The sequence below is a fragment of the Nocardia arseniciresistens genome, assembly GCF_046764875.1.
GTDB classification, from domain to species: domain Bacteria; phylum Actinomycetota; class Actinomycetes; order Mycobacteriales; family Mycobacteriaceae; genus Nocardia; species Nocardia arseniciresistens.
The window spans coordinates 249464-266390 of the sequence record NZ_JBKORD010000006.1 but is presented as its reverse complement, the minus strand read 5'-3'; the positions used below and the strand labels follow the sequence as shown (position 1 = coordinate 266390).

The window sequence follows — 16927 nt, the reverse complement described above, 5'->3', positions numbered from 1 at the left end:
GGGTGAAAACGCTGCCCTCATACGGCGTTTGCAGAAGATAAGTCTGAAGTGAACGCTGGTCAATCGCAGGAAAATATCGAAACCCGCCGGATTCACCACCGACCCACGCCCGTTACCCGCCGCTCTGCCTACCCCAGGCGAGCGCGCCGGCCTCCCCGGCGTCGACCGGTGCGTACATCGGCCAGGGCGGGTCATTGTTGCCGCAGCGATGCCGATACAGCGCTTGTCGTGTCGGTTCGTGGTATTGAGGACGGATGAAGCCGACGCGTTCGTCGTATGACGTGGTTGTTGTCGGCGGCGGCCACAACGGGCTGGTGGCTGCCGCCTATCTGGCGCGGGCGGGGCGGTCGGTGCTGGTGCTCGAGCGGCAGCGGCTGACCGGCGGCGCGGCGGTGTCGGCGCGGGTGTTCGCGGGTGTCGACGTGCGGGTGTCGCGGTATTCGTATCTGGTCAGTTTGTTGCCGCAGCAGATCGTGCGGGAGCTCGGGTTGCGGTTCGCCACGCGGCGTCGGCGAATCTCTTCGTTCACGCCGGTGGGTGACGGTGGTCTGTTGATCGATACCGGGTCGGCGACCAGGACGCGGGCCGGCTTCGCCCGGCTGACAGGGGACGATCGTGACTTCGAGGCGTGGCAGCGGTTCTACGGGATGACCGGCGTGCTCGCTCAGCGGGTGTTCCCGACATTGACCGAGCCGCTTCCCTCGCGGGCGCAACTGCAAGACATCGTTGGCGACTCAGCTACCTGGGCGGCACTGTTCGAGCGGCCCCTTGGCGAGACGATCGAGGCGGAGTTCGCCGATGACACGGTGCGCGGCGTGGTACTCACCGACGCCCTCATCGGAACCTTCACCCACGCACACGATCCGGAGCTGCGCCAGAACCGGTGCTTCCTCTATCACGTGATCGGCGGCGGCACCGGTGACTGGGATGTGCCGATCGGCGGCATGGGTGCGCTCACCGACGCACTTGCCACCGCCGCGCGGTCCTCGGGTGCGGAACTGGTCACCGATTGCGAGGTGACCGCTGTCGAAACCGATGGCGTCGCTACCGAAGTGCGCTATCGGGGTGGTGCGGTGGCGGCGGGGCATGTGCTGGTCAACGCCGCACCATACGAGTTGCGACGGCTGATCGGCGAAGAGCCGGAGCAGCCGAAACCCGAAGGCTCCCAGCTCAAAGTGAATATGGTCCTGCGGCGGCTGCCGCGATTACGTAACACGGCCGTCGACCCGCGCGAGGCATTCGCAGGCACCTTCCATATCGCCGAATCGTATGCGCAACTGGACCGGGCCTATCGTGAGGCGGCGAGCGGACAGATCCCTACCGTGCCACCGTCGGAGATCTATTGCCACACCCTGACCGATTCCTCGATACTCGCTCCGAACGCGGCCGGACTGCACACCCTGACCTTGTTCGGATTGCACACGCCTGCACGGCTTTTCGAGGCCGACCCGGACGCCGCCAAGGCTGCGGCGGTGAAAGCCACACTCGCGCAGTTCGATGCGGTGCTCGCCGAGCCGATCGCCGATTGCCTCGCTCTCGACGAGAGCGGTGCCCCGTGTGTCGAGGCGAAATCCCCATCGGACCTGGAACGCGAGGTAGGTCTGCCCGGTGGCCACATCTTCCACCGAGATCTGGCCTTCCCCTACCGAGCTGACAACGCGGACAACGATCCCGCGACCCGGTGGGGTGTGGCGACCGGCCACCGCACCGTATTCCTGTGCGGCGCAGGCGCGGTGCGCGGTGGCGGTGTCAGCGGGATCCCCGGCCACAACGCGGCCATGGCCGTGCTCGAGTCACCGCGTGTCACGTGAACGACTCCTTGGTCGACCGCCACACCCACGTCCGTCCGTCGGGGATATCGTTTGGCCGATAGGTATCGACGACGGGCGAAGGGGCGGCGATGGCGCTGCGGACGGATCTGACCGAGATGTTCGGCATCGAGCATCCCATCGTGCTCGCGCCGATGGGCGGTGTCGCAGGAGGCGTGTTGGCCTCGGCGGTGTCCGAGGCAGGTGGGCTCGGGTTGATCGGCTCCGGCGCGGGCGAGCGTGCGTGGCTCGATCGCGAATGTGGGCTCGCGGCCGCCGGTACCGAGCGGCCGTGGGGCATCGGCCTGCTGATCTGGGCGGTCGATATCGACACTGTGCGGTCGGTGATCGAGCGTGGCCCTCGGGCGATCATGTTGTCTTTCGGCGACCCGGCCCCGTACGCAGCCGCCATCCGCGACGCCGGAATCCGGCTGCTTGTGCAGGTCACCAACACCGACGAGGCCACTCGCGCGCTCGACGCCGGCGCGGACGTGCTCATCGCGCAGGGCAGTGAGGCAGGCGGGCACTGCGGTCATCGAGCGACGCTGCCGTTCGTGCCGACCGTTGTCGATCTGGCGGGGGCGACACCGGTGCTCGCCGCCGGTGGCATCGCTGACGGGCGGGGTCTCGCCGCCGCGCTCACCCTCGGTGCCGCCGGTGCACTCATCGGAACTCGCTTCGAGGCGACCCATGAGGCACTGATCTCCGTGTCGGAAGCCAAAGCCATTGTCGAGGCGCACGCGAGCGATACCGAACGCAATCGGGCCCTCGACATCGCGCGCGGGTCCGCATGGCCCGCCGAGTATCCCGCTCGCACCCTGCGCAACCCGTTCCTCGATCGCTGGCACGGCCGCGAGGACGAACTGGCCGGTGATTCCGTTGCGCTACAGGAATATCGAGATGCGGCCGAGCGCGAAGACCTGAACTATGCCCCGGTGTGGGCAGGAGAGGCCGTGGATCTCATCACCGGCCTCGAATCCGCGGCAGACCTCGTCGGTCGCATCGCCCACGATGCCGAGAAGGCGATCATGGACACCGCGAAAAGGTGCGCATCCGCGCCGGAATGACATCTCCGCACCTACCCTCCAGGTGCGGGCCCGTGCGGCTGACCTGCGGAGATTTCCCGAATCGGGTCGGTAAACACGCTGCCGGACCGGGTCCAGCCGATATCATCGTTCGCGCGGGACAACTGCCGCAGGCAGCTGCTATGTGGTGATTTGTGCAATATATGCCCTGGTAGATCGACGATTCGAGATATCGCGCCGATGCTCGGGCTCCGGCGTCGAACGATGAGGACTCGAGGCATGACCTACCGGACATTCGGAACCAGGACCCGTACCGCCGGGCGTTGGCGGCTGCGCGCTTTGACCGGTGCCGCGACACTCGCGGCGGCGACAGCCGCTATATCGTTCGCCACACCGACCGCGGGCGCTGCGGTGCGCCAGCTAGGAGTTTTCCCCGACAACGCCTACGGAATGGCGACGAACTACGGGACCGGGTGCGCCTACACGTTGGAGGCCATCCTCACTCAGGCCGTCGACCCGGTGTTCTTCTATGACAACGGTGTCGCGCTCGGCGGCATCGCGCCCTCGGGCGGCGTCGCCCACTTCACCTGGACTCCGACCACGGTGGGCAGGCACACCCTCGCCGCCCTCCAACTGCCGAACAATACGATCGTCGCGACAGTGGATATCCGGGTCGGCACCGGCGCCCATGTCGGCTGGTCCTGCGTTGTGTTCGGCGGCTGACCCGTGACGGCACACATCTGCGTGCCGCCGAAGTAGTCGGCGGCGGGTGCGGCGGCGCGCGATTGCGCGCCTCGATAGGCTTCGACGATGCGACGCCGAAAGACCGGGACCTCGAGTACGCAGCCGAAAGGGCTCACGAACGGGCTGGATCGGTTGCTCGTGGATCGCAGTGCGCGGGTACGCCCGACCTCTGCCGATCGGTTCCTGCGCGCACTGAGCATGAGCGCCAATCACAGTCGATTGTGGGTGGGTGTGGCCGCGGGCCTCGTCGTGGTCGGCGGTCGTGCGCCGCGGCGTGGCGCGGTGCGCGGGCTGCTCGCGGTGGGTGTGGCAAGCGCGGTGGCCAATGGCATTGCCAAACCATTGTTTCCGCGACGCCGTCCGCCGGACGAGTCGGTTCCGTTCGTGCGCAGGCTGGTTTCTCCGCCGGTGTCCTCGTCGTTTCCTTCGGGACATGCCGCGTCCGCGGCGGCCTTCGTGACAGGGGTCGCTCTCGAATCACCGGCCGCGGGCGCGGTGGTGGCGCCGATAGCGCTCGCGGTCGGCTACTCACGTGTGCACATCGGGGTGCACTGGCCGTCGGATGTGGTGGCGGGTGCACTGCTCGGCGGTGCCATCGCACTGACGACGCGTCGCTGGTGGGCGGCGCGCCCCGACGATCCCGCCACACTCGGACCGGTCACGCGTATCGAGCCGGTGCTGGACGGGAACGGGCTGCTGCTGGTCGGCAATCCACAGTCCGGCAGTGGCGCGGGCGACGAGGTGCTGCAAATACTGCGTAAGCGCCTGCCCGCGGCACAGGTCCTCGAACTCGAACCCGATATCGATCTCGCCGCGCGCATCGACGACCTGCTGAGCCGAGAGCGCATCGTCGCCCTCGGTGTACTCGGCGGTGACGGGACCGTGTCGAGCGTGGCCGCCGCCGCCGTTGAGCATCGGCTGCCGCTGGCGGTATTCGCGGGCGGCACACTCAACCACTTCGCCCGTGACGCGGGCGTGGAGGACATGACACGGACGCTCGACGCACTCGACGCGGGGGAGACGGTCCTGATCGACACCGCCCACGTGCAATTCGACCGTTCCGAGCCTCGAACCTTCATCAACACAGCCAGTCTCGGCGGCTACCCGGACTTCGTCCGGATGCGTGAGCGGTGGGAGGCGCGCCTGGGTAAATGGCCTGCCGCGGGAATCGCCATGGTAAGACTGCTGTTCGGTGCGCAGCCCTTGCATGCCACCATCGACGGCGCGAGCACCGCCATCTGGATGCTGTTCGTCGGCAACGGCGGCTACCATCCGTCGCACCAGATCCCGATGTCACGCCCCGAGATTCATCGCGGCACTCTCGACATCCGCTACCTGCGCGCCGATGTCGCCTTCTCGCGCACCCGCCTGATCTGGGCCACCCTCACCGGAACACTGGAACGTTCGGCGACCTATGTCCACCGCCGGGCCGACCGTCTCGATGTCGGCGTAGCCGACTTTCCCGTCTCGTTGGCCACCGACGGCGAAGTCGACCACCGCGGTAAAGATTTCACCTTCACCAGCCAACCGGCCGCGCTTACCCTGTTCCGTCCCTACGACTAGGGCCGCTGACCTCGCGGTTGCCCTTTCGGCACGGTCACCGGTCGGGCAGCCAGTTGCCGTGAAAGCCGTGCGGGATGCGGGCGGGTAGGTGGACGGTGGCGACCGGGGGTGCGGCCAGGTCTGTCGTATCGAGAATGGTCAGGTCGCTGCGACCGGTGTCGGGGTTGTAGACGTAGGTCATCAGGTAGCCGTTGCCGCCGGGTTGCCCATCGGCGGGTGCGAAGGCGGCTTCGCCTGGTAGGTGACCCGCGCCGAACTCGTGTGCGGTATGGCTTCCGGTGTGCAGGTCATAGCGGATCAGCGCGCCTGCGCCGGATTCGCCGGAGACCGTGACGTGTCCGAAGCGTGTGTTCAGTCCGGCGAGCCGATCGTCTATCCGAGGGAATTCCGCGGCGCGATCGTCGAGTTGCTCCTCGGTGACCGTGCCGGTGGTCAGGTCGATGGTCCAGCGCCAGAGGTTGGCCTGGTCGAAGGTGTGCGATTCGGTGCGCCACAACTGTGGGTAGCGCATCACGTGCGCCACGATGCGTCCCGGCTCGTCGTGGGCGTTGAGCGAGTGGAAGACGTAGCAGGGATCTATCGGGAACCATTGGATCGCGCCGAGTGGATCGTCGCGGCGCAGCACCCCGAGGCGGGCCTGGTAGTCATCGCGCCACCGGAATGCCATTCCCACACCGGTTTTCGCGGTCTCTTGATCGAAAACCACCGGCAGATCCATGAATACGACATGCTCGGTGGTCAGGATGAAGTCGTGGTGCATGGTGGCGGCGGGCACATCGACGGGACGGCTGAGCACCAGATTGCCCGCGGCGTCGGCGCGATGGTAGGTCAGGTAGGTCGGGCCGAGTACTTCGTAGCCGAAGAAATGCAGCTCGCCGGTGGTCGGGCAGGTCTTCGGGTGCGCGGTCATCGCGGTGCGCAGCTCGCCGTGAAAGTCATAGGGGCCCACGGTGTCCAGCTCGCAGGTCAGCTCGTAGGGGTACGACGATTCGACGAGCGCGAGCGTGCGTCCGGCGTGCCGGACGATGTGGGTGTTGGCGACGCCGGCCGTCAGATCCCTGTTGCCTCGGCTGTCGTAGCCTTGGGCATTGTCGGTGAAGGTTGTGGTGTGGACCCAGCGGTTGCGGTAGGACACGGCGCGCCCGTTCTCGAGCCGGACACCGTGCACCATTCCGTCGCCGAGGAACCAGTGTGGCGAGGCCGCGGCGTGCGGGTTGGGGCCGTTGCGCAGGTACCAGCCGCTCAACTCGGCCGGAATCCGGCCGGTCACCGGCAGGTCGTAGGCGGTGAGCTCCTCGGTGACAGGCGCGTAATTGCCGATCAGATGGGGCAGCGGTGTGGTCATGGTCGGTACCGATCTGGTTGCGGGAGATCAGGAAGCGGGCTCGCCGAGGGCTTTCGCCTTGCCCTGGATATAGGCGACGTAGCGGATGGTGAAAACGACGGGGATCACGAACGCGGCCACCTGGGTGCAGGTCCGCACGGTCGAAGACGCGTGGGCGAGGACGACGAGGGCGAGGCAGCCGATGACGAAGCTCGCGGTCCACATGGCGGTGATGATGTAGGCGGTGCGGACGAAGACCGGGTGCTCCCAGAGCTCGGGCGGCGTGGTCTGCTTGGCGATGCCCAGTGTGAACGGCACCCGCGCGGCCAGTGAAATGCCCGCGATCAGCGCGAGCACGCCCGAGGATATGGCGGGGGAGTACGGGTGCAGAGCGGTGTTCGGGTCGGCGAAGGCCAGCACCGTCAGTGCGGCGAAGAAGATGGCCGATCCGATGTCGATGATCTGAGCTTCGACGCGAAGGCCCGCTCTGGTCTGCTGCGTGATGGTGACGGCGGAGATGCCGAATGCGATCAGTGCCGCCCACTGCCAGTGCGCGGACGGGACCACGGCGTAGACGATCCAGGGTGCGAAGGTGCGCAGGTACGACATGTTCGTGATGCTCCTCGTGCCGTGACATTCCAGTTCTGACATGTCCAAAGTAGAGAGTGCTGTGGCAACATGTCAATAGTGGAATGTAAGGTAGGGGCATGAGCCTTCGATACGCCCTGCTCGGACTGCTCGCCGATCGCCCGGCCAGTGGTTATGACCTGCTACAGCGCTTCAAGGGTTCGCTGGCCAATGTCTGGCCGGCCACACAGAGTCAGATCTATACCGAGCTCAGTAAGCTGGCCGACGCCGAGCTGATCGCCGTTTCCGACGAAGGGCCACGCGGTCGCAAGGAATACACGCTCACCGATACGGGCCGAGCCGATCTGCGGCACTGGTTGACCGACACCAAGCCGAAACGTGTGGTGCGCAACGAGGTACTGCTGCGCGTCTTCTTCCTCGGCGTCATTCCGCCCGCGCAGGCCCGCGAATACCTCTCCGACATCGAGGCGGGATCCGCCGAGGGGCTTGCGGCCCTCGCCGAGGTGAAGGCAGCTACCGATTGGGGGGACGACGACCTGTCCACCTATGGCCGAATGGCACTTGGGTGGGGCGAGCGCTTCTATGTCATGAATCAGCAGTGGGCGCGGTGGGCACGCGAACAGCTGCCGCCGGTCGAGCGGTAGCGCACCGCCACGCGCCCGAAGATGTTTCGAGCAGCATGTCCATGGATCGCCCGGATGTGAATTTGCGGCGTAAACACTGGTCAATCTGAGAACTATATTCATCCATCTAGACCTGATCTTGCATAATCTTCATACTTTCTCCTGTAGTGATTCCCACCTCACCCGGGGTCGCTGTTCGTAGTCCACCGAATCGATGTTCAGGAGTCTTGGTGAAGATCGGAATTCCTCGCGAGGTCAAAAATCACGAATACCGGGTCGCGTGCACGCCCGCCGGGGTGCACGAGCTGGTTTCCCGCGGGCACGAGGTGTACATCGAGGCGGACGCCGGGCGCGGATCGGCATTCGAGGACGAGGCGTATGGGGTCCTCGGCGCGCGCGTGCTGGCATCGGCCGACGAGGTCTGGGACACCGCCGACCTCGTGCTCAAGGTGAAAGAGCCGGTGGCAGAAGAGTATTCGCGAATGCGGCCAGACCAGGTGCTGTTCACCTACCTGCATCTCGCGGCGTCGAAGGACTGCACCGACGCGCTGCTGAAGTCCGGCATCACCTCGATTGCCTACGAAACGGTGACCGGTCGAGACGGTTCGCTGCCACTGCTGGCTCCGATGAGCGAAGTCGCGGGCCGGTTGGCTCCGCAAGCGGGCGCCTACCACCTGATGCGCAGTGGCGGCGGACGCGGCGTGCTGATGGGTGGTGTGCCCGGTGCGCGGCCCGCGAAGGTGGTCGTGCTCGGCGCGGGTGTCTCCGGTAGCAATGCGATCGCCGTCGCCGTGGGCATGCACGCGGATGTGACCGTCCTCGACCTGAATATCGCCCGGCTGCGCGAAGTCGACGCCCGATACCGGGGGCAGGTTCGGACCATCATCTCCAACAGCTTCGAGGTGGAGAATCTGGTCGGTGAAGCCGATCTGGTGATCGGCGCAGTGCTGGTCCCTGGCGCGAAAGCGCCCACGCTGGTGTCCAATGACCTTGTCGCGCAGATGAAGCCGGGTTCCGTGCTGGTCGACATCGCGATCGACCAGGGCGGTTGCTTCGAGGATTCTCGGCCGACGACCCACGCGGACCCGACCTACCGGGTGCACGAGTCGGTCTTCTACTGCGTTGCCAACATGCCCGGCGCGGTGCCGTACACCTCGACCGTCGCGCTTACCAATGCCACACTGCCGTATGTGATTTCACTCGCCGAGCGTGGCTGGCGCGAGGCGACGTCGGCGGATCCCGGCCTCTCGAACGGCCTGAGCACCCACAAGGGTGTGCTGCTGTCCGAATCCGTCGCGGCCGCACACCATTACGTGGCACAACACCTGGCCGCCTAGGGGAATATCCGGTTTCGCGGTCGAATGTGCTCGAAGATGAGGATCGTCTCGGTCGAGGCGACCGCGGGATGCGCGCTCAGATGGTTGAGCACGAAGACCCGCAGCCCATCGGTATTCGCCGTGGCGACATGGATCAGATAGTCGTCGGCGCCCGCGATGAAATACACATTCAGCACCTCGTCGAGTTCGGATAATTGCTCCCCGAACTCGGCGAGGTGCTGGCGCGCGTTGCCGTGCACGCGCACCGCGATCATGGCCTGGAGGTTACGGCCGAGCGCGGCCGGATCGATGTCGGCGTGGAATCCCCTGATCACACCGCGCTCGACCAGTGAACGCACCCGTCCGAGGCAGGTCGACGGCGCGATCCCGGCGATGGCCGCCAGCGCGTTGTTCGTGATCCGCCCGTCGCGCGCGAGTTCGTCGAGCAGGACCCGGTCGATGTCGTCGATCGGAACGACCTGACTCGGCTTGCTGGCGACGACCGGCACCACAGGCGTCTCGTTCTTCCGCACAACCTCGACGGTACAGAACATCGTTCGCCGGATCGCGCTCTCGACAAACAATATTCGACAGCTCTTTCTGTCCGCCTCGGTATACCATCGACCGGTGAACACGTACTGGCATGTTGTCACTCCGCCGCCGTGCGCCTGACCGGGCGCACCTGCTGAATTCTTGACAAGCACTCCCGGCTGACCCATCAGGGCGGTCAGGGCTGTGTCGTGCGCCCGTTTCGAATCCATCTCCCACCGGAATTCGACGACGGAAGTTCACGACTGTGCCGAATCGCATTACCACTCTGCCTGTTTCCAGTTCCACCCGACGACCGAGGTCCAGCTTCTTCAGCGGGCCGCTGCCCATCCTCGCCGCCTCGGTGTTCTGGGGTACGACGGGCACCGCGAGCTCCTTGGCTCCGGCCGGTGCTCCCGCCGCTGCCATCGGGTCGGCGGGCCTGGTCCTCGGCGGTCTCCTGCTCCTTGTTTCCAACGGCGGTGCCCGCCTGCGGTGCACTCGCGCCGAGCATCGGTTGCTGCTGTTCGGGGCGCTTGCGATAGCGGGATATCCGCTCACCTTCTATCCCGCCGTGGCGCGAACGGGCGTGGCCGTCGCCACCGTGGTCACCCTGGGCAGCGCGCCGGTGTTCGCCGGACTGCTGGCCTGGATGATCGGGCGAGCCCGGCCGAGCAGGCGCTGGTTGTGCGCGACCGCGGCGGCGGTGCTCGGCTGCGGAGTCCTGGTGCTCGGACCCGAGCTGACCGGTGGCACCGCCCCGATGAATGTCGTCGGCATCGCGCTCGCCGCCGTGGCCGGGCTTTCCTATGCCGTCTACTCGCTGATCAGCGCGAAACTCATTGCGCGAGGCCATGCGTCGAACTCCGTGCTCGGCAGGATGTTCGGCATCGGTGGCCTGTTGGTGCTGCCGGTCGTGCTGTGCACCGATATGTCGTGGCTCGGCACGCTGCGCGGGGCGGCGGTGGCGGTGCATCTGGCGGTGTTTCCGACGTTCGTCGCCTATCGGCTGTTCGGCTACGCCTTGCGCCACACCACGGCGCAGGTGGTCATCACCATGACCTTCGCTGAGCCTGCGGTTGCGGCGATCCTCGGTGTCGTCGTGCTCGGTGAGCGCCTGCCGATCGTGGCCTGGTGTGGTCTGGTGCTGGTCGCACTCGCCCTGGTGGCACTCGCCGCGCCCGCGCGGGCCCGGCGCGATCGGGGCGGAGGCAGGTAGCGGGCAAGCGATAAAACGACGGGGCCGGCGCGAATACGCGCCGGCCCCGTCGCCCCTCATCAGCCTGCGGTCGCTGTCTTGTCAGCGCCCGCGTTGAGCTTGGAGTGGTTGCGGGAGTAGGCGAAGTAGACGACAAGTCCGACAACCAGCCAGACCAGAAAGCGCACCCAGGTCTGCCACGGCAGCGACCAGATCAGGTAGATCGAGAAGCCGATGCCGATGACCGGAATCACCGGCATGAACGGCAACTTGAACTCCCTCGGCACCTCGGGCCTGGTGCGCCGCAGCACGATCACCGCCACCGATACCACGATGAAGGCCATCAGAATGCCGATATTGGTCAGTTCGGCGACCACGGTGATGTCGAGCAGACCCGCCATCGCCGCTGCGCCGAAACCGACGATCCAGGTGACCCTGGTCGGCACCTTGCGAACGGGGTGCGTCTTGGCGAACCATTCGGGCAGCAGCCCGTCGCGGCTCATGGCGAACCACACGCGGGTCACACCGAGCATGAAGGTCAGCACCACGGTCACGATGCCGACGATGGCGCCGATCGCGATGATGTTCGCGATGCCCGGCATGCCGACCGATTCGAACGCGGTGGAGAAGCCGCTCGTCGGACTGATCTCGCTGTACTTCTGCATGCCGGTCAACACCAGCGTGGCAAGGACGTACAGCACCATCGCGATGGCGAGGGAGTAGATGATGGCCTTGGGAAGGTGCTTCTTGCCGTCGACGGATTCCTCCGCGGCGGTGCTCATCGCGTCGTAGCCGAACACGGCGAAGAACACGGTCGCCGCACCGGTCCAGACCGCGCCGGCGCCGAAGGGGAAGTACGGGGTGTAGTTGGCGCTGTCGATGTGGAAGACCCCGAGCACGACGATGAGCACGACAAGGGCGACCTTGATGCCGACCGCGACGGTCTCGAACCGGCCGACGCTCCTGATGCCACGCGAAAGCAGCCACGCGGTGCCCAGACAGAACAGCATGGCGAACACATCGACCACATGGCCGTTGCCGGTGCCGTGCGCACCCATCATCCAGTCCGGCAGGCTGATGTCGATCTGTTCGAGCAGGAATCGGAAGTACCCCGATACGCCGATGGCGACGACCGCCGCCACCGCGATGTATTCGAGCAGCAGATCCCAGCCGATGAACCAGCCCGCGATCTCACCGAGTGAGACATAACCGTAGGTGTACGCGGACCCGGCTTTGGGCACCATGCCCGCGAACTCGGCGTAGCAGAGCGCGGCGGCGGCGCTGGCGACACCGGCGATCAGGAACGAGATGAGCACCGAGGGACCGGTGACGGAGTGCGCGACCGAACCGGCGAGGGTGAAAATGCCCGCGCCGATGATGCCGCCGACGCCGATCGCCGTGAGCTGCCACAGTCCGAGCGATCGCGAGAGTTGCTCGTCGGCGGGCGTATCGTCGTCGACTTGCCCAAGGGGTTTGCGGCGCAGCATTTGGCTGCGCAACTCCGCGATCGACATAGAAATCCTTTCGTCCTCTGCGTCACCATCGCAATGCAGTAACCCAGATCACACTTTCAGCTGGAGCCAGCTAATACGACCACAGTTGCGGTGTGATCGGCGAGTTGGATAAATAACGTTCCGGTGCCTTTGTCCGATCGGACTACAGCCCGTGTCTCGGTGCGCCTCAGTGCTGGCTTCCCGGCACCAGCGAGCGCACGAAAAATGCGAGATTGGCGGGGCGTTCGGCCAGTCGGCGCATGAAATAGCCGTACCACTGATCGCCATAGGGCAGGTAGACCCGCAGATGATGCCGCTGCTCCACCAGCCGCCGCTGCTCGACATCACGGATGCCGTAGAGCATTTGGAACTCGAACTCGTCGGACTTGCGATCGACCTCTGTCGCGAAGCGCTGCGCGGCGTCGATGATCGCCGGGTCATGCGTGGCGACCATCGGGTAGCCTTCGCCGTTCATCAGCACCCGCAGGCAGCGCAGATATGACTCGTCGACCTCGCCCTTGCCCTGATACGCCACGGACGCGGGTTCTCGATAGGCGCCCTTGCACAGTCGAATTCGCGAACCATGGCCCGACATGTCCTGGCAGTCGGATTCGGTGCGCCGGAGGTAGGCCTGCAACACCGTGCCGAGCGTGGGGAAGTCCGCGCGTAGTTCCCGCACGATGGACAACGTGGAATCGGTGGTGCTGTGATCCTCGGCGTCGATGGTGACCCACACCCCGGATTCGGTTGCGGCAGTACAGATCTGGTGCGCGTGATCGCGTGCGATCGCGTGCCCGTCACCGGGCAGGGATTGACCGAGCGCCGAGAGCTTGAGCGACACCTCCAGCGGTCCGACAATGGCTCCGGTGCTGTCGACCAGGTCGCGCAACCGAGCCAGCTGCGCGAGCAGTCGCAGGTAATGCGACACCGTGTCGTGCGCCTGGTCGATCTCGGTGGTGTCCTCGCCGAGATAGTCGATGCTGATGTACCGGCCGGAGCCGAGCAGTGCGGTGGCGTTGGTGATCGCTTCGTCCTCGGATCGGCCCGCGACGAACCGGTCGACGAGTTTCCTGGTCGCGGGCATCCGCGAGATCGTGCGTTCGATGCGGGGTGAACGGGCGGCGGCCAGCATGGCGGGGCGCAACAGTCCGGACTTTGCCATCACTGGGCCCCCGATTCGGTTGCCTGGTGCGGGTAACGGTGCTCGGCCGGCGGGACGAAGGTCTCCTTGAGGGTTCGTGGGGAGGTCCAGCGCAGCAGATTCTGGGGCGAGCCCGCCTTGTCGTTGGTCCCGGAGGCGCGACCGCCACCGAAGGGCTGCTGACCGACGACCGCACCCGTCGGTTTGTCGTTGATGTAGAAATTTCCCGCTGCGAAACGCAAGCTGTCGGTCGCCTTGGCGACGGCGTTGCGGTCCTGCGCGATGATCGAACCCGTCAGGCCGTAGGCGGAGCCCTGATCGACAAGGTCGAGGACGGCGTCGAACGACCCGGCGATGGAGTCGTCGTAGACATGGACCGCGAGGATCGGGCCGAAGTATTCGGTGCTGAACGCCTCGTCGCTGGGGTCGTCGCCGAGCAAGACGGTGGGGTCGACGAAGTAGCCGATGCTGTCGTCGGTGTGGCCGCCTGCGGCGATGGTGAGGCTCGGCGTGGCTTTCGCGCGGGTGATCGCGTCGGCGTTGCGGTCGAAGGCGCGCTTGTCGATGACCGCGCCGCCGAAATTGGTGAAGTCGGTGACGTCACCGTAGTTCAGTGCGGAGACCTTATCGATGAGATCGCCCGCCATCTTCGTCCACACCGATTTCGGGACGAACGCGCGCGAGGCCGCCGAGCACTTCTGGCCCTGGTAGTCGAAGGCGCCGCGGATAAGTGCGGTGGTCAGCACCTCCGGATCGGCCGAGCTGTGTGCGAGCACGAAATCCTTGCCACCGGTCTCGCCGACGAGTCGCGGGTAGGTGCGGTAGTCGCCGATGTTGGTCGCGACCGCTCTCCACAGGTGCTGGAAGACCTTGGTGGAGCCGGTGAAATGGATGCCTGCGAGCCTGCGGTCGGTCAGCACCACATCCGACACCTCGGGTCCGGCGCCGTGCACCAGGTTGATCACTCCCGGCGGCAGGCCGGCGGCCTCGAGCAGCTTCATCGTCCAATAGGCGGCGAGCGCCTGTGTCGGTGCGGGCTTCCACACCACGGTGTTGCCCATCAACGCGGGGGCGGTGGGCAGATTTCCGGCGATCGCGGTGAAGTTGAACGGGGTGATCGCGTAGACGAAACCCTCGAGCGAACGGTACTCGAGCCGATTCCACACACCGCAGGACGAGATCGGCTGCTCCGCCAGAATCTGGCGGGCGAAGTGCACATTGAAGCGCCAGAAGTCGACCAGCTCGCAGGGGGCGTCGATCTCGGCCTGATATGCGGTCTTCGACTGACCCAGCATCGTTGCGGCGGCGATGGTTTCGCGCCACGGTCCGGCCAGCAGATCCGCGGCGCGCAGGAACACCGAGGCGCGATCCTCGAACGACATGGCACGCCAGCCTGGCGCGGCGGCAGTGGCCGCCTCGACCGCGTCCGTGGCGTCGGCGGGTCCGGCCGTGGTGAGCGTGCCGAGCGCCGCGGCGTGCCGATGCGGCTGCACCACCTCGATGGTCGGACCGGCGGTCCGGCGGTGCACGCCACCGATGACGTGGTGGATCTCGGTCGGCGTTGCTTGCAGTTCGGCCAGCTTCGCCCGCAGCCGGGCACGTTCCGCGCTGCCAGGGGCGAAGGTCCCCACCGGTTCGTTGACCGGCTGCGGGGTGGTCGCAATGGAGTCCATGAATCCTCCTGGGGTGTATGGAGTTTCGAAAAGTCGTGGACGACGACGATTGACCGGAAGTCAACACCGGAAAACGGCCCGACGAATGAGCCAGTCGGACAAAGATGAAAGTAAGCCCTTGGCCAGCTGGCTAAAGTGATCTACTGGGTGCGGGAAGTGAGGTGGTTGCGGTGGCCATGAATGTGCAGACCGAGGGCAGCACACTGCGTGAGCTGCTCGATGCCCTGGATTCCACGGTGGTCGAGCTGCTCGACGCGCCGGGAGGAGATCAGGTCGCGATCAGGTCGGTGGCGCTTGTCGACAGCTCCGACCTGTCGGTGGAGACCGCGTCCCGCTCACCCATGCAGGACATGTACCTGCACGTCGGCATCGCCGAAGCCGAGGCCGTGCGGTGGCTGCTCGCCGTGGGCAAGCGCCCCACCGCGCACCGGCCGCGCGCGGTGCTCTCGAAGATCGCGCACGAGTCCGACGCGGTCCGCGCGGCCGCGCATCGCGCCGGTGTCGCGCTGGTAGGTGTGCACCGGCAGGCACGGTGGGATCAGGTCTTCACACTGGTTCGCCGGATACTCGAACGCGCGCGCGGGCAGCGCTCGCCCGCCGAGGCGCAGGATCTGCTGGCCACCGACACCGATCTGTTCGGCCTTGCCCAGATCGTGGCGCAGAACGCGGGCGGCATGGTGTCCATCGAGGATCCGCAATCACACGTCCTTGCCTACTCTGCGTCCAACGAGGCCGCTGACCAGCTGCGGATTCTGTCGATCCTCGGCCGCGAGGGACCGCGCGACTACCTGCGAATCCTGCGGAAGTGGGGAGTGTTCGATCAGCTGCGGCAGACCGACGAGGTCATCGATCTGCCCGCCCACGACGAGCTCGACATCAAACACCGTCTCGTAGTTAGCATCCGACGTCCATCGGACGGAACAGCCACTACCCCAAGGGTTCTCGGTACGATCTGGCTCCAGCAGGGCGAAAAGCCGTTCAAGCCGGACGCCGCCGAGGTCCTGCGCGGCGCGTCGGCGATCGCCGCGCGCATCATCTCCCGCAGTCTCGATGCCCCATCCACCGAAACACTGCTGATACAAAGACTATTCGGCGCGCGCGGTAGCGGCGTCGATGTCCCTTCGGTGGCGAGCGCGCTGAATATCCAGGTGACCGGCCCCGCCGCGGTGGTTGGTTTCGCGCGCACCGGCACCGTGGAGTCCTCGACCGAGACCGCGACGCTTGCGAATGCACTGCGCTTGCACGCCAGCTCATTTCGCCGTGACTCGCTCACCGCGGTGCTCGGCGACCGAGTCTATGTCCTACTACCGCACTATCAGTCGGTCCGTGCGGTGAACGCATGGACACGCCAACTGGTCGCACAGTTCGAAACGAAGCGGTCTCTCGTGCTGCACGCGGCCATCGCCATTCCCGTCGCCGACCTCACCCACGTCGCCAGCGCGCGGACCGAGGTCGACCGGGTCCTCGACAGCACCGCGACCACCTCCCCCAAGGGTAGGGTGACGACGCTGGCGGAGTCCCGCACCGCGGTACTGCTCGCCGAGATCCTCGACCTCGTCGGGGCGCGGCCGGACCTGCACGACCCCCGGCTGCAAGCCCTCTTCGACTACGACCGAAAACACGCCGCCAGCTTGCAGGAAAGCGTCGAAACCTATCTGCGCGAACACGGCGACGTTCGCAATGCCGCTGCCGCACTCCAGGTGCATCCGAATACGCTGCGCTATCGCATCCGCAGGGTCGAGGACATCGTCGGCGTCGACCTCGCCGACCCCGCCGACCGCCTCCTGCTCGAAGTGCAACTCGCTCTCCCGCGCCGCGCCGCGCTCTTATAGCAATCCGCTACTTCCAGGTGATCCGCTGCGGATCTACGGCTTTTCCCTATCGAATTATGGCCGGCATCGGT

At 66.1% G+C, this 16927-nt stretch carries 14 protein-coding genes; 8 read left to right on the top strand and 6 right to left on the bottom strand.

Annotated elements, in window-relative coordinates; translation table 11 throughout:
* The first annotated feature begins 254 nt into the window (after positions 1–254).
* The 4 genes from ACLMAJ_RS13245 (at position 255) to ACLMAJ_RS13230 (ending at position 5140) form a co-directional block, all read left to right on the top strand.
* Entirely contained in the window at positions 255–1811 is a 1557-nt protein-coding gene (locus ACLMAJ_RS13245; protein WP_412013926.1) for a phytoene desaturase family protein, read from the top strand.
* Positions 1812–1900: 89 nt separating this feature from the next.
* Positions 1901–2875, top strand: a complete 975-nt coding sequence (locus tag ACLMAJ_RS13240) for an NAD(P)H-dependent flavin oxidoreductase (RefSeq protein WP_412013925.1) — start codon at positions 1901–1903, stop codon at positions 2873–2875.
* A 237-nt stretch (positions 2876–3112) separates the two neighbouring features.
* Positions 3113–3556, top strand: coding sequence for a hypothetical protein (locus ACLMAJ_RS13235; RefSeq protein WP_412013924.1), 444 nt, complete (start codon positions 3113–3115; stop codon positions 3554–3556).
* A gap of 87 nt (positions 3557–3643) precedes the next feature.
* Positions 3644–5140, top strand: coding sequence for a bifunctional phosphatase PAP2/diacylglycerol kinase family protein (locus ACLMAJ_RS13230; RefSeq protein WP_412013923.1), 1497 nt, complete (start codon positions 3644–3646; stop codon positions 5138–5140).
* Positions 5141–5174: 34 nt separating this feature from the next.
* Here the strand turns inward: ACLMAJ_RS13230 and ACLMAJ_RS13225 are convergent, their stop codons facing one another.
* Together ACLMAJ_RS13225 and ACLMAJ_RS13220 are read right to left on the bottom strand one after the other, a co-directional pair.
* Positions 5175–6485 (bottom strand): carotenoid oxygenase family protein, encoded by a 1311-nt coding sequence (locus ACLMAJ_RS13225; protein ID WP_412013922.1) that lies wholly within the window; start codon positions 6483–6485, stop codon positions 5175–5177.
* A 27-nt stretch (positions 6486–6512) separates the two neighbouring features.
* Positions 6513–7073, bottom strand: coding sequence for a hypothetical protein (locus ACLMAJ_RS13220; protein ID WP_412013921.1), 561 nt, complete (start codon positions 7071–7073; stop codon positions 6513–6515).
* A 98-nt stretch (positions 7074–7171) separates the two neighbouring features.
* Here ACLMAJ_RS13220 and ACLMAJ_RS13215 point away from each other — a divergent pair, with 98 nt between their 5' ends.
* Positions 7172–7696 carry a PadR family transcriptional regulator gene (locus ACLMAJ_RS13215; protein WP_412013920.1) on the top strand — a complete coding sequence of 175 codons (525 nt, stop codon included), beginning with the start codon at positions 7172–7174 and terminating at the stop codon, positions 7694–7696.
* A gap of 209 nt (positions 7697–7905) precedes the next feature.
* Positions 7906–9012 carry an alanine dehydrogenase gene (gene ald, locus ACLMAJ_RS13210; RefSeq protein ID WP_412013919.1) on the top strand — a complete coding sequence of 369 codons (1107 nt, stop codon included), beginning with the start codon at positions 7906–7908 and terminating at the stop codon, positions 9010–9012.
* Here the strand turns inward: ald and ACLMAJ_RS13205 are convergent.
* Entirely contained in the window at positions 9009–9503 is a 495-nt protein-coding gene (locus ACLMAJ_RS13205; protein ID WP_412014079.1) for an Lrp/AsnC family transcriptional regulator, read from the bottom strand. The genes ald and ACLMAJ_RS13205 overlap by 4 nt on opposite strands.
* Before the next feature lie 284 nt (positions 9504–9787).
* Here ACLMAJ_RS13205 and ACLMAJ_RS13200 point away from each other — a divergent pair, with 284 nt between their 5' ends.
* Complete coding sequence (locus ACLMAJ_RS13200) at positions 9788–10738, top strand: DMT family transporter (protein ID WP_412013918.1); 951 nt, start codon at positions 9788–9790, stop codon at positions 10736–10738.
* Positions 10739–10797: 59 nt separating this feature from the next.
* Here ACLMAJ_RS13200 and ACLMAJ_RS13195 read toward each other — a convergent pair whose 3' ends face one another.
* From ACLMAJ_RS13195 to pruA, 3 genes are all read right to left on the bottom strand, one after another.
* A complete protein-coding gene (locus ACLMAJ_RS13195) occupies positions 10798–12231 on the bottom strand; it encodes an amino acid permease (RefSeq protein ID WP_412013917.1) in 1434 nt (477 codons plus the stop codon).
* Positions 12232–12397: 166 nt separating this feature from the next.
* The gene (locus ACLMAJ_RS13190; RefSeq protein WP_412013916.1) at positions 12398–13372 is read right to left on the bottom strand and encodes a proline dehydrogenase family protein; all 975 of its coding nucleotides are present in this window, start codon (positions 13370–13372) and stop codon (positions 12398–12400) included.
* Positions 13372–15024, bottom strand: a complete 1653-nt coding sequence (gene pruA, locus ACLMAJ_RS13185; RefSeq protein WP_412013915.1) for an L-glutamate gamma-semialdehyde dehydrogenase — start codon at positions 15022–15024, stop codon at positions 13372–13374. Before pruA ends, ACLMAJ_RS13190 begins: the two co-directional genes overlap by 1 nt.
* A gap of 176 nt (positions 15025–15200) precedes the next feature.
* Here pruA and ACLMAJ_RS13180 point away from each other — a divergent pair, with 176 nt between their 5' ends.
* Entirely contained in the window at positions 15201–16856 is a 1656-nt protein-coding gene (locus tag ACLMAJ_RS13180) for a PucR family transcriptional regulator (protein ID WP_412013914.1), read from the top strand.
* The last annotated feature ends 71 nt before the right edge of the window (positions 16857–16927 follow it).